At 72.5% G+C, this 18764-nt stretch carries 19 protein-coding genes; 11 read left to right on the top strand and 8 right to left on the bottom strand.

Features of this window, described 5'->3' with window-relative positions; genetic code table 11:
- Window positions 1–166 precede the first annotated feature (166 nt).
- On the top strand, window positions 167–412 hold the full coding sequence (locus FB470_RS04245; RefSeq protein ID WP_306988896.1) for a hypothetical protein: 246 nt from the start codon (window positions 167–169) through the stop codon (window positions 410–412).
- Here the strand turns inward: FB470_RS04245 and FB470_RS04240 are convergent.
- Window positions 402–845 carry a GNAT family N-acetyltransferase gene (locus FB470_RS04240; RefSeq protein WP_306999049.1) on the bottom strand — a complete coding sequence of 148 codons (444 nt, stop codon included), beginning with the start codon at window positions 843–845 and terminating at the stop codon, window positions 402–404. The two genes, FB470_RS04245 and FB470_RS04240, sit on opposite strands and share 11 nt — an antisense overlap.
- A gap of 50 nt (window positions 846–895) precedes the next feature.
- Here FB470_RS04240 and FB470_RS04235 point away from each other — a divergent pair, with 50 nt between their 5' ends.
- The gene (locus tag FB470_RS04235) at window positions 896–2386 is read left to right on the top strand and encodes an acyl-CoA synthetase (RefSeq protein ID WP_306988894.1); all 1491 of its coding nucleotides are present in this window, start codon (window positions 896–898) and stop codon (window positions 2384–2386) included.
- Between the two features lie 2 nt (window positions 2387–2388).
- Here the strand turns inward: FB470_RS04235 and FB470_RS04230 are convergent, their stop codons facing one another.
- From FB470_RS04230 to FB470_RS04220, 3 genes are all read right to left on the bottom strand, one after another.
- Complete coding sequence (locus tag FB470_RS04230) at window positions 2389–2541, bottom strand: hypothetical protein (RefSeq protein WP_306988892.1); 153 nt, start codon at window positions 2539–2541, stop codon at window positions 2389–2391.
- 123 nt (window positions 2542–2664) lie between these two features.
- A complete protein-coding gene (locus FB470_RS04225; protein ID WP_306988890.1) occupies window positions 2665–3705 on the bottom strand; it encodes an MBL fold metallo-hydrolase in 1041 nt (346 codons plus the stop codon).
- Window positions 3706–3791: 86 nt separating this feature from the next.
- Entirely contained in the window at window positions 3792–4382 is a 591-nt protein-coding gene (locus FB470_RS04220) for a phospholipid scramblase-related protein (RefSeq protein WP_306988888.1), read from the bottom strand.
- A 181-nt stretch (window positions 4383–4563) separates the two neighbouring features.
- Between FB470_RS04220 and FB470_RS04215 the strand changes: the two genes are divergently transcribed.
- From FB470_RS04215 to FB470_RS04200, 4 genes are read left to right on the top strand one after another with little or no spacing between them, the layout of a single operon-like run.
- The gene (locus FB470_RS04215; RefSeq protein ID WP_306988886.1) at window positions 4564–5586 is read left to right on the top strand and encodes a uroporphyrinogen decarboxylase/cobalamine-independent methonine synthase family protein; all 1023 of its coding nucleotides are present in this window, start codon (window positions 4564–4566) and stop codon (window positions 5584–5586) included.
- Between the two features lie 9 nt (window positions 5587–5595).
- Window positions 5596–6300, top strand: coding sequence for a hypothetical protein (locus FB470_RS04210; protein WP_306988885.1), 705 nt, complete (start codon window positions 5596–5598; stop codon window positions 6298–6300).
- An 11-nt stretch (window positions 6301–6311) separates the two neighbouring features.
- On the top strand, window positions 6312–8432 hold the full coding sequence (ligA, locus tag FB470_RS04205; RefSeq protein ID WP_306988883.1) for an NAD-dependent DNA ligase LigA: 2121 nt from the start codon (window positions 6312–6314) through the stop codon (window positions 8430–8432).
- Window positions 8425–8916: a GNAT family N-acetyltransferase gene (locus FB470_RS04200; RefSeq protein WP_306988881.1), complete on the top strand. Its 492-nt coding sequence runs from the start codon at window positions 8425–8427 to the stop codon at window positions 8914–8916. The genes ligA and FB470_RS04200 overlap by 8 nt, the downstream gene beginning before the upstream one ends.
- A gap of 325 nt (window positions 8917–9241) precedes the next feature.
- Here the strand turns inward: FB470_RS04200 and FB470_RS04195 are convergent, their stop codons facing one another.
- Window positions 9242–10135 carry an NAD(P)-dependent oxidoreductase gene (locus tag FB470_RS04195; RefSeq protein ID WP_306988880.1) on the bottom strand — a complete coding sequence of 298 codons (894 nt, stop codon included), beginning with the start codon at window positions 10133–10135 and terminating at the stop codon, window positions 9242–9244.
- 32 nt (window positions 10136–10167) lie between these two features.
- Window positions 10168–10581 carry a MarR family winged helix-turn-helix transcriptional regulator gene (locus FB470_RS04190; RefSeq protein ID WP_306988878.1) on the bottom strand — a complete coding sequence of 138 codons (414 nt, stop codon included), beginning with the start codon at window positions 10579–10581 and terminating at the stop codon, window positions 10168–10170.
- Window positions 10582–10806: 225 nt separating this feature from the next.
- Between FB470_RS04190 and FB470_RS04185 the strand changes: the two genes are divergently transcribed.
- Entirely contained in the window at window positions 10807–12825 is a 2019-nt protein-coding gene (locus FB470_RS04185) for an MMPL family transporter (RefSeq protein ID WP_306988877.1), read from the top strand.
- 1 nt (window position 12826) lies between these two features.
- On the opposite strand, the gene FB470_RS04180 is transcribed toward FB470_RS04185, so the two are convergent.
- Complete coding sequence (locus FB470_RS04180) at window positions 12827–13480, bottom strand: ACT domain-containing protein (protein WP_306988876.1); 654 nt, start codon at window positions 13478–13480, stop codon at window positions 12827–12829.
- A 215-nt stretch (window positions 13481–13695) separates the two neighbouring features.
- On the opposite strand from FB470_RS04180, the gene gatC reads away from it, so the two are divergent.
- Genes gatC through FB470_RS04160 form a run of 4 tightly spaced genes read left to right on the top strand, consistent with a single transcriptional unit; the run spans window position 13696 to window position 17523 of the window.
- On the top strand, window positions 13696–13995 hold the full coding sequence (gatC, locus tag FB470_RS04175) for an Asp-tRNA(Asn)/Glu-tRNA(Gln) amidotransferase subunit GatC (RefSeq protein ID WP_306988875.1): 300 nt from the start codon (window positions 13696–13698) through the stop codon (window positions 13993–13995).
- Window positions 13992–15497 carry an Asp-tRNA(Asn)/Glu-tRNA(Gln) amidotransferase subunit GatA gene (gatA, locus tag FB470_RS04170; RefSeq protein WP_306988874.1) on the top strand — a complete coding sequence of 502 codons (1506 nt, stop codon included), beginning with the start codon at window positions 13992–13994 and terminating at the stop codon, window positions 15495–15497. Before gatC ends, gatA begins: the two co-directional genes overlap by 4 nt.
- Window positions 15494–16999, top strand: a complete 1506-nt coding sequence (gatB, locus tag FB470_RS04165) for an Asp-tRNA(Asn)/Glu-tRNA(Gln) amidotransferase subunit GatB (RefSeq protein ID WP_306988872.1) — start codon at window positions 15494–15496, stop codon at window positions 16997–16999. Before gatA ends, gatB begins: the two co-directional genes overlap by 4 nt.
- A 2-nt stretch (window positions 17000–17001) precedes the next feature.
- On the top strand, window positions 17002–17523 hold the full coding sequence (locus FB470_RS04160; protein WP_306988870.1) for a hypothetical protein: 522 nt from the start codon (window positions 17002–17004) through the stop codon (window positions 17521–17523).
- A 25-nt stretch (window positions 17524–17548) separates the two neighbouring features.
- Here FB470_RS04160 and FB470_RS04155 read toward each other — a convergent pair whose 3' ends face one another.
- Window positions 17549–18748, bottom strand: a complete 1200-nt coding sequence (locus tag FB470_RS04155) for a PQQ-dependent sugar dehydrogenase (RefSeq protein ID WP_306988868.1) — start codon at window positions 18746–18748, stop codon at window positions 17549–17551.
- Window positions 18749–18764 lie beyond the last annotated feature (16 nt).

The raw sequence follows: 18764 nt of genomic DNA, 5'->3' as shown, positions 1-18764 counted from the left end.
CCGACGGCACCTGGCAGACGATTCTGGACGAGGTGATCGTCAAAGACGACTCGGTCGGCGATGTGGAATGGGTCGTCTCGGTCGATTCGAGCGTGGTCCGGGCGCACCGGCACGCGGCTGGCGCCCGAAAAAGGGGGCTGCACCCCCGCCCTCGACACGGCAGGCTATGCGGGACCGACGAATCCGGTTCATCAGCCAGGAGCGCGCAGACCAGATCGCCCGCCGCCAAGGGCTCCCGCCCGCCTTCGACCGCGCAACCTACAAGCGGCGCAACGTCGTCGAACGCCGCTTCAACCAGCGAAAACAGTTCCGCGACCTCGCCACGCGCTACGCCAAACGCGCCGGACCCACCATCGCCGCCATCACCCTCTGGCTCCGATGGCTCACCGGACACGGCCTGGTCAGAGCATGAGCTTGAACCCCAGGTGGGTCGCCTCGAAGCCGAGCCGCTCGTAGAAGGCGTGCGCGCGGGTGCGAGAGGCGTCGGAGGTGAACTGGACCAGCGCGCACCCACGGCGCCGCGCCTCGTCGACGGCCCACTTCATCAGGTGGGCCCCGAGTCCGCCGCCGCGCAGGCCGGAGCGCACGCGAACGCCCTCGACCAGCGCCCGCGTCGCGCCGCGGCGGGACAGGCCGGGGATGAACGTCAGCTGCAGCGTGCCGGCCACCTCGCCGTCCCGTTCCGCGACGACGAGCAGCTGGTTCGCGTCGGCGTCGATGGCCTCGAACGCCCGCAGGTAGGGCGACGGGTCGCCGGGCGTCTCCCGCTGGGCGCCGAGGGGGTCGTCGGCGAGCATCGCGACGATCGCCTCGACATCCGCGCGCCGGGCTCGTCTAATGTGGATCTCACTCACGACCCCCGAGTATGGCACCGGCGCCGAAGGAGGAGTTCCCCTTGACCACGCTCCGCTCCAGTACCGTCGCGGACATCCTCCGGCGCAGCGCCGCGCGCTGGCCCTCGCGCGTGGCCCTGCGCTTCGCCGACCGCACGTGGACCTACGCCGAGCTCGACGACGCCGTCACCCGCGCCGCCGCGCACCTGCTCGGGCTCGGCCTGGACAAGGGCGACCGGGTGGCCGCCTACGGCAAGAACTCCGACGCCTACCTGATCGGCTTCCTCGCGTGCGCCCGCGCCGGGCTCGTGCACGTGCCGATCAACTACAACCTCACCGGCGGCGAGCTGGCCTACCTGGTCGAACAGTCCGGCAGCCGCGTCGCGCTCGCCGACCCGGCCCTGGCCGGCAACCTGCCGCCGCTGGAGCAGGTGGTGCCGCTGCGCGACGCCGACGGCGCACTGGTGGCGTTGTCCGGTGAGGTGCCCGCGCTGGACGTCGAGGTGGCCGACGGCGACCTCGTGCAGCTGCTGTACACGTCCGGCACCACTTCGCGTCCCAAGGGCGCGATGATGACCCACCGGGCGCTGGTGCACGAGTACCTCTCCTGCATCACCGGCCTGGACCTGACGGCGGACGACGACCCGCTGCACGTCATGCCGCTCTACCACTCGGCGCAGATGCACGTGTTCCTCGTGCCGTGGCTCGCGGTGGGCGCGACGAACACGCTTCTCGAGACGCCCGACCCGACGGACGTGCTGCGCCGCCTGGCCGAGGACCGGCACGGCGCGTTCTTCGCCGCGCCGACGCTGTGGGTCGCGCTGGCCAACCACCCCGACTTCGGGTCGAAGGACCTGAGCGCGCTGCGGAAGGCGTACTACGGCGCGTCGATCATGCCGGGCCCGGTGCTCGAGCGGCTCCGGGAAGCCATGCCGGAGCTGGGTTTCTACAACTGCTTCGGGCAGTCGGAGATCGGCCCGCTGGCGACGATCCTGCGGCCCGGGGACCACGCGACGCGGCCCGATTCGGCCGGGCGGCCGGCGCTGTTCGTGGAGTTGCGGGTGGTGGACGCCGAGGGCAACGACGTCGCACCGGGCGAGTCGGGCGAGTGCGTGTACCGCAGCCCGCAGCTGTGCGAGGGGTACTGGGACAAGCCGGAGGAGACGGCAGAGGCGTTCCGGGACGGCTGGTTCCACTCGGGCGACCTGGTGCGGATCGACGAGGAGGGCTACATCTACGTCGTCGACCGCATCAAGGACGTCATCAACACCGGCGGGGTGCTCGTGGCGTCACGCGAGGTCGAGGACGCGCTCTACACGCATCCCGCCGTCGCCGAAGCGGCCGTCATCGGCGTCCCGGACGAGAAGTGGATCGAAGCGATCACCGCGGTGGTGGTGTCCAAAGAAGACGTCGACGCGGAGGCGCTGATCGCCCACGTGCGCTCGCGGCTGTCCGCGTTCAAGGTGCCCAAGGCGATCCGCTTCGTGTCCGACCTGCCGCGGAACGCCTCGGGCAAGATCCTCAAGCGCGAGCTGCGGGACCAGTTCTCCTGATCTCAGCGCCGCGGCCGCGCCGGCGCGGCCTGCCGCCCGGAGAACCGGACCTCGCGGGCGGCCTGGGTCGCGGCCGGGGCCGCCACGGGCTCGGGCGTGTCGGGGTGGCTGAAGCGGACGGCGTGCGCGTCCTGCGCAGGGTGAGCTTGGGTCATGCGGAACTCCTCGGGAGACGGGGGCCGACGGCATCCTTCGATGACGCGAGCCGCTCCGGTGCATCTCGCAACCGGCACGAACGGCGATCGGACCTGCCCGTTGCCCCCAGCCTACGCGATCGGCTACGCCACCGAGTACCGGCGCACCCCGTCCTCGACCAGGAGTGCCAGCTTGCCCTGGTGGACCAGCAGGTCCAGGTGGGCCGCGGTCTCCAGGACGGCCAGCATCTGGTTGAACACGTCCAGCTCGCCGAGCTTGCGCTGCCGCCGCGTCCAGCCAATCCGCAGCGCGGACTCGTACGCCGTCCGCGCACCGTCCACAATGGTCGTGGCGATGACATCGAGCCGCTGGGCGTGGTGGTCCAGCAGCGCGTCGACGCGGGCGTGCACGCTGTCGGTCACCGGGCCGTGCGCGGGCAGCATCCGGCGGTCCGGCATGCCGCGCACCAGGCGCAGCGAGTCGAGGAAGTCGCGCAGCGGCATCTCGGCGACGGCGGGCTGGAAACCGATCGACGGCGTGATGTGCGGCAGCACGTGGTCGCCGGTGAACATCAGCCCGGCGGCGCCGTCGTCGAACACGACGTGCCCGGCCGTGTGCCCCGGCGTGTGCACGACGTCGAGCGCGCGGCCGGGCAGCACGGTGCGGCGGCCCGGCGTGAGCCACTCGTCGGGCAGCTCCCAGATCGACGCCTCGGTGTTGCGCCCGTGGATCTCGAACACCCGCACCAGCTCGTCGGCCACCGGGTCCGCGCCGCACATCCGCAGCGACCGGATCTGCCCGATCAGCGGCACGGCATCCGGATCGGCCGTCACGCGCAGCGACGGTTCCTCCAGCGAGCCCAGCGCGATCCGCCCGCCGAACTCGCGCCGCAGCGCGACGGCCTGCGTGTAGTGGTCGCGGTGCACGTGCGTGACCAGGAACTGGCTCACGTCACCGAGTTCGGCGCCCAGTCCCTTGAGCGCGGCGGCCAGCTGCTCGCGGGCCTCGGCCAGCGCCCAGCCGGAGTCGATGAGCACCAGGTCGGAGCCCTCGGTGAGGGCGTAGACGTTGACGGCCTTGAGCCCGTCGTTCGGCAGCGGCAACGGGATCCGGTGCACACCCGGCGCGACGGCGTACAGGCCCGGTTCGCTCCATTCGGCGCTGCCTTCGGGGAGTGCTTCCACGAGACCTCATCGTCCTTTCCAACCCGGGATATTTCACTTTGGAACTTCCCGGGTGGAATGTCTACCGGACGCGGTTGAGACCCGCGTCACCCACCGTGCCGCAACGCGGTGTCCAGGGTCAGCGCGGCGGCGATCACCAGGCTCGCCAGCGGATCGGTGAGCTGCGCCAACACCTCCACCACGTAGTGGTCGGCGCTGCTGAAGGTCTCGCCGAGCACGTCGTCGAACGTCTTGGTCGCCCGCGCGACCTCGGTGCCGCCGGCGTCGGTGAGCACGAAGTCCCAGGCGCCCCGGCCCGCCAGGGTGCCGACCGCCCGGCCGTGCGCCGAAAAGGTGAACCGGGTCCGGCCCGCCCGCGCGATCTCCCCGATCGGGGTGCCGTCCGCGCGGGTCACCAGGAATCGCGAGTCGTGCACCCGCACTTTCAGCACGACACTTCCGCCGGAGTCGCGCACGTCGAAACAGTGCGGGCGAAACCGGTCGGAATTCGTCAGCACGCGCAGCGCTTTCCGGAACGCGCTCCGGTCGGCTTCCACCACCGCCCCCAGCGGCCGCCCGTACTGGTCCCGCACCGCGAACCCGTTCGCCACCTCGGCCAGCCGGGCACGCTGGCTGACCACCAGGAAGGGCTCGGTGAACAGGGTGCCACCGCCCGCGTGCCGCGAACTGCTCGTCATGCACGCCAAGGTTAGCCAGGGAAAATCAAGAACGGGAGACGACCGGTGAATTGCACGGAAATGTCCGGCTTGGCCCGATTCGCCAATCCGGGTGCCTTTCCGTTAATCCTCCCGGCGCCTTTCCCGGGCCCGACCCGAGGCCCGGGACGCGACCGGCGCGTCCGGCTTGGAGAATCGGGGTGTGAGCGAACACGTCTGGCCCCCCGGCGCGGCCACCGCGATCGGGTCGATGCCCGGTACCGAACCCGCGGAAGCGGCCGCCGTCGTCTTCGGCGAGCTGCCCGATTTCCCGCACCTGCCGGAGCTGCCCGCGCGCGGCGTCGGCGCGGACCTGATCGGGCGGACCGCCGCGATGCTGGTCGACCTCGCGGTCGAGGTCGTGCCCAGCGGCTACCGCGTCGCGGCGCGGCCGGGGCGCGACCACCGGCGCGCGGTCGACCTCCTGCGGTGGGACCTGGACGCGGTCACCGAGGCCGGCGGCGCGCCGGTGATCAAGACGCAGCTGGCCGGGCCGTGGACGCTCGCCGCGGGCATCGAGCTGCCGCGCGGGCACCGCGTGCTGACCGACCGCGGCGCCGTCCGGGAGTTCGCCGAATCGGCGCTCGAGGGGCTCGCCGCGCACGTCGCCGAGCTGAAGGCGCGCACCGGCGCCGAGGTCGTCGTCCAGTTGGACGAGCCGACGCTGCCCGACGTCCTCGCCGGCGCCCTGCCCACCCCGTCCGGGTACGGCAACGTCCCCGCCGTCCCCGAACCGGAGGCCCGGGAGCTGCTGGGTCACGTCATCGAGCGGGCCGGCGAGCTGACCGGTCAGCCGGTGGTCGTGCACTGCTGCGCCGCGCGGCCGCCGGTCGGCCTCCTGCGCGCGGCGGGCGCGGGCGCACTCGCGATCGACGCCACCCTCCTCGCCGGCGCGCCGTCGACCCTGCTCGACGAGATCGGTGAGGCGTGGGACAGCGGCACGGTCCTGTTCCTGGGCCTGGTGCCGGCGCTGGAACCGGCGCGCCGGCCGTCGCTGCGCGAGCTGGCGCAGCCCGCGCTGGCACTGGCCGACCGGCTCGGGTTCAACCGGTCGACCCTGGCCGACCGCGCGGTGCCCACGCCCACCTGCGGGTTCGCCGGCGCGACCGGCGACTGGGTGCGCCGCGCGCTGAAGCTGGCGACCGATCTGGGCAAGGCGTTCGTGGAGCCACCGGAAGGCTGGTAGGAACGCACGATGCGATGGTTCCGACGACAGCGCGCGGAGGACCAGCTGCCCGACCCGCGCACCGCGTGGCCCGAACAGGCGGTGCCGGACGACCCGGTGGCGGCCGCGCGGCGGTTCTGGCGCCGCTGGTCCGAGATGCTGCCGGAGATCAGCGCCGCGCTCGGTGACCGGGAGCCGCAGCGGGTCGAGGTCGAGCTGGCCGACGCCGTCGCCGAACTGCACCCGAACCTGCACGTGTCACTCGAACGAGGGCAACGCGCGATTTACGCCCTCGTGGTGAGCGGGCAGGAGGACCCCGCGCTGCGGCCCTTCACCGATGCGTGGAAGGCGGCGGCGCCGCCCGAGGACGCGATCTGGGAGTACCACGACTCGGTCCCGCCGGTGCCCGACCCGTCCGGCGTGACGGTGAACCTGGGGACGCGGTCGGTCGCGCTCGCCGACGTGCGCGTCGCCGCTCAGGTGGACGAGGCCGAAGGGGTGGTCGACGTCGCGGTGCACCACCCGCTGCTGGGTGAACTCGACGACGCCGCGCGGTCGGCGATGACCTTCCTGCCGCTGGACGCCACCCTCGGCGAACGCCTCGCGGCCGAGCGGTTGCGCAGGGTGGAGACGGCCGGGACCGAGCCGGACGGCGCCATCACGCTGCTCGAACTGCGTGACCTGGTCCGGGGTCTGGACCAGGAACGTCCGGAAAGTGTCGGTGGTGCTGACTAAGCTGACGGACTGTGAGTGAGACCCCCGCCGCACAGGACGTCACCGAGGTGCCCGCCGAGGTTCGCGAGCGCCATGGCGCACTCGCCGAAGAGGTGCGCGGACACCAGTTCCGGTACTACGTGCTGGACTCGCCCGTCATCACCGACGGCGAGTTCGACGAGCTGCTCAAGGAACTGGAGCGGCTGGAGTCGGAGTACCCGGGCCTGGCCACGCCCGACTCGCCGACGCAGAACGTCGGCGGCACGTTCTCCACCGACTTCGTCGCGGTCGACCACCTCGAACGCATGATGAGCCTGGACAACGTCTTCGACGAGGCGGAGCTGCAGGCGTGGGTCGAGCGCGTGGAGAAGGAGGTCGGCGGCTCCACGCAGTACCTGTGCGAGCTCAAGATCGACGGCCTGGCCATCAACCTGCTGTACGAGAAGGGGCGGCTGGTCCGGGGGCTGACCCGCGGCGACGGGCGGACGGGTGAGGACGTCACGCTCAACGTCCGCACGCTCGAGCAGGTGCCCGAGACGCTGACCGGCACCGACGAGTACCCGGTGCCCGACCTCGTCGAGGTGCGCGGCGAGGTGTTCTTCCGGGTCGAGGACTTCACCGAGCTCAACGCGAAGCTCGTCGAGGCGGGCAAGCCGCCGTTCGCGAACCCGCGCAACACCGCGGCCGGATCGTTGCGGCAGAAGGACCCCAAGGTCACGCGCAGCCGCCGGCTCCGGCTGATCTGCCACGGCCTCGGCAAGCGCGAGGGGTTCGAGCCGGCCCGCCAGTCCGAGGCGTACCAGGCGCTGGCCGCGTGGGGGCTGCCGGTGTCCGGCCACACCAAGGTCGTCGACGAGGCGTCCGAGCTGCTGGAGCACATCCGGTACTGGGGCGAGCACCGGCACGACGCCGAGCACGAGATCGACGGCATCGTGGTGAAGGTCGACCAGGTGTCGCTGCAGCGGCGGCTGGGCAGCACGTCGCGCGCGCCGCGGTGGGCGATCGCCTACAAGTACCCGCCGGAGGAGGCGACCACCCGGCTGCTCGACATCCAGGTCAACGTCGGCCGAACCGGTCGGGTCACGCCGTTCGCGGTGATGGAGCCGGTGAAGGTGGCCGGGTCGACGGTGGCGATGGCGACGCTGCACAACGCGCAGGAGGTCAAGCGCAAGGGCGTCCTGATCGGTGACCGCGTGGTGATCCGCAAGGCGGGCGACGTGATCCCCGAGGTGCTCGGCCCGGTGGTCGACGTGCGCACCGGTGACGAGCGCGAGTTCGTCATGCCGACGTTCTGCCCGGAGTGCGGCACGAAGCTGGCCCACCAGAAGGAGGGCGACGTCGACATCCGCTGCCCCAACGCGCGGTCCTGTCCCGCCCAGTTGCGGGAGCGGTTGTTCCACCTCGCCGGTCGCGGCGCGTTCGACATCGAGATGCTCGGGTACGAGGCGGCGACGGCGCTGCTGGAGTCCGGTGTGGTCGTCGACGAGGGCGACATCTTCGACCTCGACGAGCAGAAGCTGGGGCAGGTGGAGCTGTTCCGCACCAAGGCGGGGGAGCTGTCGGCCAACGGGCGCAAGCTGCTGGCCAACCTGGACAGTGCGAAGGACCGTCCACTGTGGCGGGTGCTGGTGGCGTTGTCGATCCGGCACGTCGGTCCGACGGCGGCGCAGGCGCTGGCGCGCGAGTTCGGTTCGCTGGACGCGATCGAGCAGGCCGGTGAGGAGGCGATGGCCGATGTGGACGGTGTCGGCCCGACCATCGCGAACGCCCTGCGCGAGTGGTTCGCCGTCGACTGGCACCGCGAGGTGGTGGAGAAGTGGCGCCGCGCCGGGGTGCGGATGGCCGAGGAGCGCGACGAGTCGGTGCCGCGCACGCTGGAGGGGCTGTCGATCGTGGTGACCGGGTCGCTGAACACGTTCTCGCGGGACGAGGCCAAGGAGGCGATCATGTCGCGCGGCGGCAAGGCCGCCGGTTCGGTGTCGAAGAAGACGGCGTTCGTGGTGGTCGGCGACGCGCCGGGGTCCAAGTACGACAAGGCGGTGCAGTTGAAGGTTCCGGTTCTGGACGAGTCGGGTTTCCAGGTGCTGCTGGACCGTGGCCCGGAGGCCGCGGCCGAGGTGGCGCTGCCGGCGGGGGAGGACGCCGGTGAGTGAGATCTCGGTCAGACCGGCGCGGCCGGAGGAGTTCGCGGCGGTGGGGGCGCTGACCGCGTCGGCCTATCTGGCCGACGGCCTGATCAGCGAGGACGACGACTACGTGCGCGAACTGACCGACGCCGCGCGCCGTGCCGAGCACGCGGAGCTCCTCGTCGCGGTCGACGAGGGCGGCCTGCTGGGTTCGGTGACGGTGGTGCGCGCGGGCACGGAGTACGCGGAGATCTCCCGCGAGGGCGAGCTGGAGTTCCGGATGCTGGCCACCGCGCCGGCCGCACGTGGCCGCGGCGTCGGTGAGGCGCTGACCCGGGCGGTCCTCGACCGGGCCCGCGAGGCCGGCGCGTCGGCCGTGGTGATGTCCAGCCTCGACGCGATGACGACCGCGCACCGCCTCTACACGCGGCTGGGTTTCAGCCGCATCCCCGACCGCGACTGGGAACCCCTGCCGGGCCTGTGGCTCCGCGCCTTCCGGTTGGTGTTCTGAGTCGTCCGGGAGTTCTCGGCGGTCTCCCGATGGACCCGCATTCCGGCGTGGGACGGGACCGCTGCCGGGCCTGTGGCTGCGCGCCTCCGGTTGGTGCTTGAGTCGTCCGCGGTTCCGCCGAGCTGCCGGGCGGTTCCACCGCCTCCCGCGCTGATCACCCCTGGGAAGGACGCGCCGGCCGGGCCCGCGGGAGCCACCACGTTGCGCTGCCGCGCGCGTCACCACGTTTCGCCGCGCGCGTTACCACGTTGCGCCGCCGCGCGCGTTACTCGCGGGGGCGGTCGCTGCTACGCCGCGCCGGGACCTTGTCGTCCACACGGGACGGTCACGTCGCCGTGGGCAGGGGTGTGCCGTCGGTGCGGGACTCGATCGCTCGCACGACCGCGGCCATGTCCTCGTCGCCGTACCCGAGCCTCACCGTCTCGCCGTACAGCGCGTGGCACACGTCCAGCAGCGGCGACGCCACGCCGGCCGCGCGGGCGGCCTCCGCGACCAGCCGGTTGTTCTCCAGCACGTTCGCGATCGACGCCTGCACCTCGAAATCGCCGGTCACGAGCTTCGCCGCCTTCACCCGGGACACGCTGCTGGCCATCGGACCGGCATCCAGCACCTCCACGAACCGCCCGAGGTCGAGGCCCCGCCGCTGCGCGAAGTGCACCGCCTCGGCCAGGCCCGTCACCATGGTGATCAGGTACAGGTTCACCGCCAGCTTCATCAGCAACGCGTTCGGCACCGGCCCGCACTCCACCACCTGGTGGCACATCGGCCGCAGCAACGGCGCCACCTCGCGCGTCGCCGCGGGGTGACCGGCCAGCATGCCCACCAGCTGACCCGCCTCGGCCGGCTTGCGCGACCCCGACACCGGCGCCTCGACGTACGAGCCACCCGCCGCCGCGACCTCCGCCGCGAGCCCCTGCGAGTACTCCGGCGACGTGGTGCCCATGTGCACGACCGTCCGCCCGCCCACGTTCGCCGCGAACTCGCCTCCCCCGCGCCCCAGGACCGCGTCGACCGCGGGCCCGTCGGCCAGCATCAGGAACACGACGTCCGACCGCCGGCACACCTCGGCCGCGCTCGCCGCCACCTCCGCGCCCGCCGCCCGCAGCACCTCGGCCTTGGCCGGCGTCCGGTTCCACACCACGAGCGGCGTGCCCGCGCGGACGAGGTTCAACGCCATCGGCGTGCCCATGACGCCCAGCCCGACGAAACCCACCTGCATGGACCCACACTAGCGCGTGGTTATGACACTTGTCATGACCCTTCGGTGAGGTGCCCGATGAGGTGGATCAGCTGGCGCCGGAACGCGACGTCGTCGCCCAGTGCGCCGATCACCGAGGTGTCGTCCCGCGCGATCTGCTCCGCCTCGTCCAGCGTCGCCACGCCCGCGGGCGTGAGGCTCGCCAAGGAGCGGCGCCCGTCGAGGGGGTCGGGGACCCGCGTGACGAACCCCGACCGCGACAGGCGCTCGAGGGTGCGGCTCATCGTCTGGTCCGTCACCTGGCACTGGCGGGCCAGCTCCCGTTGCGACAACGGCCCCGCGCGCAAGGTGTGCAGCGCGATCAGGCCCGCGTGCGACAGCCCGAGCGCCTCCAGCCGCGCGTTCCAGCGCTGCTCGACCAGCCGTGCCGCCGCCGACAGCAGCCGCCCCGTCGGCCAGGACGCCACGCCCTCGTCCCCGGGCGGCCGGCCGCCGGAGGGTGCCGCCGGAGCACCGGCCGGTGGAGCGGATCGGCTGCCCGGCCCGGGCGGGCGTGCCGGCGGGACACCTTCCAGCGCCGGGTCCGAGCGGCGCGATGTCCGCTTTGCCGGGTCTTCCTCTGCGGCCAACCACGCCTCCCGGTAATGTTCAGCCCGCTGAACAAATCGTCGACACCAGGACTGTATTAGCCCATGAGGACCGCCCGCTGGCTCGTCCCCGCTCTGCTCGTGATCGGCTGGCTCGCCCTGGGCGGGTTCGGCGGCTCGTACACCGGCAAGCTCAGTGACGTCTCGACCAACGACAACTCGTCGTTCCTGCCCGCCTCCGCCGAGTCCACCCGCGCCCTGGACGAGCAGAAGGCCTTCTCCGCGAACCAGACCCTCCCGGCGATCGTCGTCGCGGAGCGGGCGGGCGGCATCACCCCGCAGGACGCCGCGTTCCTCACCGAGACGGCCGAGCGCCTCAAGGCCATTCCGGGCGTCACCGGCGCCACCGGGCCGGAACTCTCCCAGCGGGACGGCGACGCCCTCGAACTCACCGTCCCCGTCGCGACCGGCGGCGAACCCGGCGAGGTCGTCGAGAAGATCCGCACCGAACTCGAGAACGCCCCGCCCGGCCTCACCGTCCTCGTCGCCGGCCCGGCCGCGCAGATCGCCGACCTGGTCACCGCCTTCGGCGGCCTCGACGGCCTCCTCCTGCTGGTCGCGGGGCTGGTCGTCGCCCTGATCCTCGTCGTGGTCTACCGCAGTCCACTGCTGCCGCTGATCGTCCTGCTGTCCGCCGTCTTCGCGCTCGGGCTCGCCAGCCTCGTCGTCTACGTCCTCGCCGACCACGACGTCCTCACCCTCAACGGCCAGAGTCAGGGCATCCTGTTCATCCTCGTCTTCGGCGCCGCCACCGACTACGCGCTCCTGCTCGTCTCGCGCTTCCGCGAACAGTTGCGCGACACCGAAAGCCGCTACGAAGCCGTCATGCTCGCCTGGCGCGCCACCCTGCCCCCGATCGCCGCGTCGGCCGGGACCGTCGTGCTCGGCGTGCTCTGCCTGCTGTTCTCCGACCTGCAGTCCAACCGGGGCCTCGGCCCGGTCGCCGCGATCGGCATCGCCGCCGCGTTCGGAGCCTCCGTCACGTTCCTGCCCGCCGCGCTCGCCCTACTGGGGCGTGCCGCGTTCTGGCCGATCCGCCCGAAGCTCGGCTCACCGCACCCGGAGTCGAGCGGCATCTGGGGCCGCATCGCCGGGGCGGTCGCCGCCAAACCGCGCGCGATCTGGATCGGCACGACGGTCCTCCTGCTGGCCGGCGCGGCCTTCGTCCCGCAGCTCAAGGCCGGCGGCGTCGCCCAGACCGACCTGTTCCTCACCCCGGTCGAGTCGGTGGCCGGGCAGGAGGCCCTGGTCCGGCACTTCCCGGGCGGCTCGGGCTCGCCGACCGTGATCATCGCCGACGCCGGCCGGGCCGAGGACGTCGCGCGGGCGGCCCAGGTGGACGGTGTCGCGCACGTCGCCGCGGCGCCGAACGTCGTCGACGGCCGCGTCCAGATCATCGCGGTCCTCACCGACGCGCCCGATTCCGAGGCCGCCCTGGACACCGTCGGCCGCGTCCGGCAGGCCGTCCACGCGGTGCCCGGCGCGAACGCCCTGGTCGGCGGCACCACCGCCACCCAGCTCGACACGCAGGCGACGTCCGAGCGCGACCGCGCGCTGATCATCCCGATCGTGCTGGTGGTGATCTTCGCGGTGCTCGCGCTCCTGCTCCGCGCCCTGCTCGCGCCGCTGCTGCTGATCGCCACCGTGGTGCTGTCCTTCGCCGCGACCATGGGTGTGTCCGCGCTGGTGTTCAACCACCTGCTGGACTTCCCCGGCGCGGACCCGGCGGTGCCGCTGTTCGGGTTCGTCTTCCTGGTCGCGCTCGGGATCGACTACAACATCTTCCTGATGACGCGCGTGCGCGAGGAGGCCGTCCGCTCGACCACCCGCGAGGGCACCCTGCGCGGGCTCACGCTCACCGGCGGCGTGATCACCTCGGCCGGGGTGGTGCTCGCGGCGACCTTCGCGGCGCTGTCGGTCATCCCGATCCTGTTCCTGGCGCAGATCGCGTTCATCGTCGCCTTCGGCGTCCTGCTTGACACGCTGGTGGTGCGCTCGCTGCTGGTGCCGGCGCTGACGCTGGACGTCGGCAGGCGGATCTGGTGGCCCTCGAAGGTCCCGTAGCTCAGCCGTCGAGCACGACGGCGACGATCCCGGCCAGGTGGGCCAGCCGCGCGACCTCGGCGGCCCGGAACATCGGGCCGCCGGGGCGGCCGACCAGCAGCGCCTTGTCCGGCTTGCCCAGCGGGGTCGCGGCCAGTTCGGTGCCCAGCTCCTGCCAGGTCTCGGGCACCCAGGTGTCCTCGGAGTCCAGGATCGTGGCGCGCTCCAGGGGCAGCCACGGCAGGTCGGTGATCGGCGCCTCGGGTGCGGCGCTGGAGGAGGCCAGCCGGTCGACACCGGGCTCGCTCACCGACACCACGATCGCCCAGCCCGCGCGGATGATCCGCGGCACGCCCTCGACCAGCACGGCCAGCCCGGACGCGGGCTGCTCGGCGATCTCCTCGACGAGCTCCAGCTCGCGGTGGGTGTCCAGGACGCCGGCGTACGGCCGCACCGCGTCGACCTCGACACCTTCGACGCTCTCCGCCGCGGTGATCACCGCGTCCGGCAGCCGCCCGGAGGGCAGCTCGACGACCATGTCGTCGATCGCGACGCCGCCGCCGCGCTCGACCACGTCCACCGAGAGGATGTCCGCCCCGATCATGCCGAGAGCCGTCGCGACCGCTCCGAGGGTTCCTGGCGTGTCCGGGAGCTGCACCCGGATCAGGAAGGACAACGTGAACCCCTCTCGGGTCCGGCGCTCCCGCCTCGCCGGGGAGCGCAACCGGCCGCTGATTGTGACAGACGAAGGCCGTTACGGGGAGCCATCGTCTGCCTACCGAGACCGGATTGCGCGCCCGCCGTACACAACCCGGTCGAGGTCGCAGGGCCCGCCGCCATAGACTTGTGACTTACCGAAACACCGATCCGCACACCCCGGGAGTCACCCGCGTGCCCAACATTTCCCGCGACGAGGTCGCGCACCTGGCCAAGCTCGCCAGGCTCGCCGTCACCGACGAGGAGCTGAACGTTTTCGCAGGTCAGCTCGACCAGATCCTGGACGCGGTGGCCAAGGTCAGCGCGGTCGCCGCCGACGACGTACCGCCGACCTCGCACGCCGTGCCGCTCACGAACGTCTTCCGCGAGGACGTGGTCCGGCCCGGGCTGACCCAGCAGCAGGCGCTGGCCGGTGCGCCGGCCGCCGAGGAGGGCCGCTTCCGGGTGCCGCGGATCCTGGGGGAGGAACAGTGACCGACCTAACACGCCTGTCCGCCGCCGAGCTCGCGGACAAGATCCACGCCCGCGAGGTGTCGTCGGAGGAGGTCACGCAGGCCCACCTGGACCGCATCGGCGAGGTCGACGGGGCCGTGCACGCCTTCCTCAACGTCGACGCCGAGGGCGCGCTGGCCGCGGCCCGCGCGGTCGACACCGCCCTGGCCGGGGGGCAGGCCCCGGCCTCGCCGATCGCCGGTGTGCCGCTCGCGCTCAAGGACGTGCTCGCCACCAAGGGCCTGGCCACCACGTGCGGGTCGAAGACCCTGGAGAACTGGGTTCCGCCGTACGACGCGACGGTGACGCGCAAGCTGCGCGAGGCGGGCGTGCCGATCCTGGGCAAGACCAACATGGACGAGTTCGCGATGGGCTCCTCCACCGAGAACTCGGCGTTCGGCCCGACGCGCAACCCGTGGGACCACACCCGCATCCCGGGGGGCTCCGGCGGTGGTTCGTCCGCGTCGCTGGCCGCCTTCGAGGCGCCGCTGGCGATCGGCACCGACACCGGCGGCTCGATCCGCCAGCCCGGCGCGGTCACCGGCACGGTCGGCGTGAAGCCGACCTACGGCGGGGTGTCGCGGTACGGGCTGGTCGCCTTCTCGTCGTCGCTGGACCAGGCCGGGCCGTGCGCCCGCACCGTGCTGGACGCGGCGCTGCTGCACGAGGTCATCGCCGGTCACGACCCGCTCGACTCGACCTCGATCGACGCCCCGGTGCCGCCGGTGGTCGCCGCGGCGCGCGAGGGCCTGCGCGGTGACCTCACGGGCGTCAAGGTCGGCGTCGTCACGGAGTTCAGCGGCGAGGGCTACCAGGCCGGCGTGCAGCGCTCGTTCGAAGCGGCGGTCGACCAGCTGCGCGCGCTGGGCGCCGAGGTCGTCGAGGTGTCCTGCCCGAACTTCGTCTACGCCCTGCCGGCGTACTACCTGATCGCGCCGAGCGAGGCGTCCTCGAACCTGGCCCGCTTCGACGCGATGCGCTACGGGCTGCGGGTCGCCGACGACGGCACGCACAGCGCCGAAGAGGTCATGTCGCTGACCCGCGAGGCGGGCTTCGGGCCCGAGGTCAAGCGCCGCATCATGCTCGGCACGTATGCGCTGTCGTCGGGTTACTACGACGCCTACTACGGCTCGGCGCAGAAGGTGCGGACCCTGATCACGCGTGACTTCGAGGCCGCGTTCGCGCAGGTCGACGTGCTGGTCTCGCCGACCACCCCGACCACGGCGTTCAAGATCGGCGAGCGGGTCGACGACCCGATGGCCATGTACCTCGCCGACCTGTGCACGATCCCGGCGAACCTGGCGGGCAACGCCGCGATGAGCGTGCCCAGTGGACTGTCCGATGAGGACGGTCTGCCGGTCGGCCTGCAGATCATGGCACCGGCGCTGGCCGACGACCGGCTCTACCGGGTCGGCGCCGCCTACGAGGTCGCGCGCGGCTCGATCATCGACCGGGTTCCGGAGCTGAAGGGAGTCTCGGCGTGACCGCCGTTGCCGAAGTGATGGACTACGCCGAGGTCGTCGAGCGGTTCGACCCGGTGCTCGGGCTCGAGGTCCACGTCGAGCTCAACACCAGGACGAAGATGTTCTGCGGCTGCGCGAACGAGTTCGGCGGCGAGCCCAACACCCACGTGTGCCCGACGTGCCTGGGCCTGCCCGGCGCGCTGCCGGTGCTCAACGGCAAGGCCGTCGAGGGCGCGATCCGCATCGGCCTGGCGCTGAACTGCGAGATCGCCGAGTGGTGCCGGTTCGCCCGGAAGAACTACTTCTACCCGGACATGCCGAAGAACTTCCAGACCTCCCAGTACGACGAGCCGATCGCGTTCAACGGCTACCTCGACGTGACGCTGGACGACGGCGAGGTCGTGCGCGTGGAGATCGAGCGCGCGCACATGGAGGAGGACACCGGCAAGTCGCTGCACGTGGGCGGCGCGACCGGGCGGATCCACGGCGCCGAGCACTCGCTGCTCGACTACAACCGCGCGGGCGTGCCGCTGATCGAGATCGTCACCAAGCCGATCGCCGGCATGGGGGAGCGGGCGCCGGAGGTGGCGCGTGCGTACGTGACGGCGCTGCGCGACCTGCTGCGCGCGCTGGACGTGTCCGACGTGCGGATGGACCAGGGCTCGCTGCGGTGCGACGCCAACGTGTCGCTGATGCCCAAGGGCGCGAGCGAGTTCGGCACCCGCACCGAGACGAAGAACGTCAACTCCTTCCGCAGCGTCGAGCGCGCCGTGCGGTACGAGATGACGCGGCAGGCCGCGGTGCTGGTGTCCGGCGGCACCGTGGTGCAGGAGACGCGGCACTTCCAGGAGGCCGACGGCACCACGTCGTCCGGCCGCACCAAGGAGACCGCGGAGGACTACCGGTACTTCCCGGAACCCGACCTGGTCCCGATCGCGCCGTCGCGCGAGTGGGTGGAGGAGCTGCGCGGGACGCTGCCGGAGATGCCGGCCGCGCGCCGCAAGCGCATCCAGACCGAGTGGAACCTCTCCGCCGAGGAGCTGCGCGACCTGTTCAACTCCGGCGCGGTCGAGCTGGTCGAGGCGACCGTGGCCGAGGGCGCGAAGCCGAACGAGGCACGCAGCTGGTGGGTCAACTTCCTGGCCCAGGAGGCCAACGCGCGCGAGGTCGAGCTGACCGCGCTCCCGATCACCCCGGCGCAGGTCGCGCGGGTGGCCGCCCTGGTCGAGTCGGGCGAGCTGACCAACAAGCTCGCGCGCGAGGTGGTCAAGGGCGTGCTGGCCGGCGAGGGCGAGCCGGACGAGGTCGTCGAGAAGCGCGGCCTGAAGGTCGTGTCGGACGACTCCGCGCTGCTCGCCGCGGTGGACGAGGCGCTGGCCGCGCAGCCGGACATCGCGGACAAGATCCGTGGCGGGAAGGTCCAGGCCGCGGGCGCGATCGTCGGCGCGGTCATGAAGGCGACCAAGGGCCAGGCCGACGCCAAGCGCGTGCGCGAGCTGATCATCGAGCGGGTGGGCGCCTAGGGATGCCTTCGCCGAAGAAGGTGTCGGCGGAGCCCACGCGGTTCTCGGTCAAGCGCGTCAGCCGGCGCGAGTGGGTCGGACTGGGGGCGGGCGTGGTGGCCACGCTCGCCCTGTTCCTGCCGTGGACCAACCTCTCGGCGACGCAGCAGATCGTCGAGGAGGCGCTGCGGGAGCTGCCGCGTTCGGACGTGGCGCGGGACGCGTGGACCACCGGGTTCCTGGCCTGGTGCGGGCCACTGCTGGTGCTGCTCGCCGGGATCGTCGTGGTGGCTTTCGGGCAGTTCCGGAAGGTGCGGGTCGCCGGGTTGCCGCACCTGTGGCTGATCTGCGCCGCGGTGGCCGTGCTGCTGATGGTGCTCGGGTGGTTCGCGATGGGGTGGCAGTTCGACGAGGACACCCGCGGGCTGCTCGACGCCGGTGGCGTCGGCCTGTACGCGGGGCCGGGGCGGTACCTGGGGATGCTGGGGGCGGTGGCGTCGCTCGTCGCGGCCGTGCTGGACGTGCGGGCTTTGCGCCGGCGCTGACCGCAACGTCCCGCGAGTGCCGCGCTCAGTCCTTGCCGCTGCCGCCGTTGGGGGTGGCCTGCAGTGAGATCAGCACGACCCGATCGTCGCTGGAGATGGGTTGTCCGCCGTCCTTGTTGACGGTGCCCACGAGCGCGAACTGGGCGTCGATCTGGTCGAGGCCACCGTAGCGGCCGTACGCGGTGCCGTTCTTGCCGTCCATCAGCGCCTTCGGCTTGCCGCCGACCGAACCGTCCAGCGTGATGGGCAGCTCCTGCAGGCTGGCGCCCACCGAGGTGGCGATGACGACCGCCGTGCCGCTGTCCGCGCAGCCCGCCACCGCAGGCTTGTCCGGCCACGTCCACGTCGGCACGGCCAATGACGCGCCGGGGGCGATGGAGTACAGCGCATCGACCGCCGGGCCGCGGTCGGTGATCCACGTGCGCGAACCGTCCGTCGCCTTGCAGAGACCGCCGGGGGAGTGCACCCCGCTCGCGTACACCCGCGAACCGGGCGTCGGGTTTCCAGCGGCGGGGTTGCCGGCCGTGTCGATGCGCAGGACCTTCCCGGCGAGCGAGCCCGGGTCCGCCGCCGCCGACGGGTCGCCCGCGTCGCCCGTCGCGACCAGCAGGGCGCCCCGCCCGTCGGTCATGATGGCGCCGCGGTTGCCCGTCGCGCCCTTCGGGATGCCCGTCAGGATCGCCTTCGCCGGCTGGCCGCGCGTGAACCGGACGACGCGGTTGTCCGTCGCCGTGGTGACGTACGCGAACATCAGCTGGTCCTCGGCGAACGTCGGGGACAGGGCGAGACCGGTCAGGCCGCCGTCACCGGCCGGGCTCACGTCGAGCCGGGTGACCTCGGACGGCGCGGAACCGGCGGCGACCTGCACGACCCGACCCGTGCGGCGCTCGGCGGCGAGCCCGCTCGGCGCGGCCCCGGAGTTCGGCAGCGCGGCGACCGCGGACACGGTGTCGAGGCACGTCGCGATCACCGACTGGTCGTAGTCGGTGCAGCCCCGCGGCGGCGGGATCGACGTCTGGGGCGCGCTGGTGCGCGACTTGCCCTCGTCGCCGTCGACCTCGGGCAGTTCGGGCTGCGGCCCGGCCGGGGCGGTCAGCTCGGGCGCCGGTTCGAACGTCTGGTTCGCGGCCCGGTCGTCGAACTGCGCGCAGCCGGTCAGCAGCAACCCGCACGCGGCGAGCAGCCACAGCGGCCGCCGCGGCGCCTTCCCCTTCCCGACACGCACGCCTCCCAGCCTAGGT

The sequence above is a fragment of the Amycolatopsis thermophila genome, from assembly GCF_030814215.1.
In the GTDB taxonomy this organism is placed as follows: Bacteria; Actinomycetota; Actinomycetes; order Mycobacteriales; family Pseudonocardiaceae; genus Amycolatopsis_E; species Amycolatopsis_E thermophila.
This window is presented reverse-complemented; position numbering and strand designations above follow the sequence as displayed.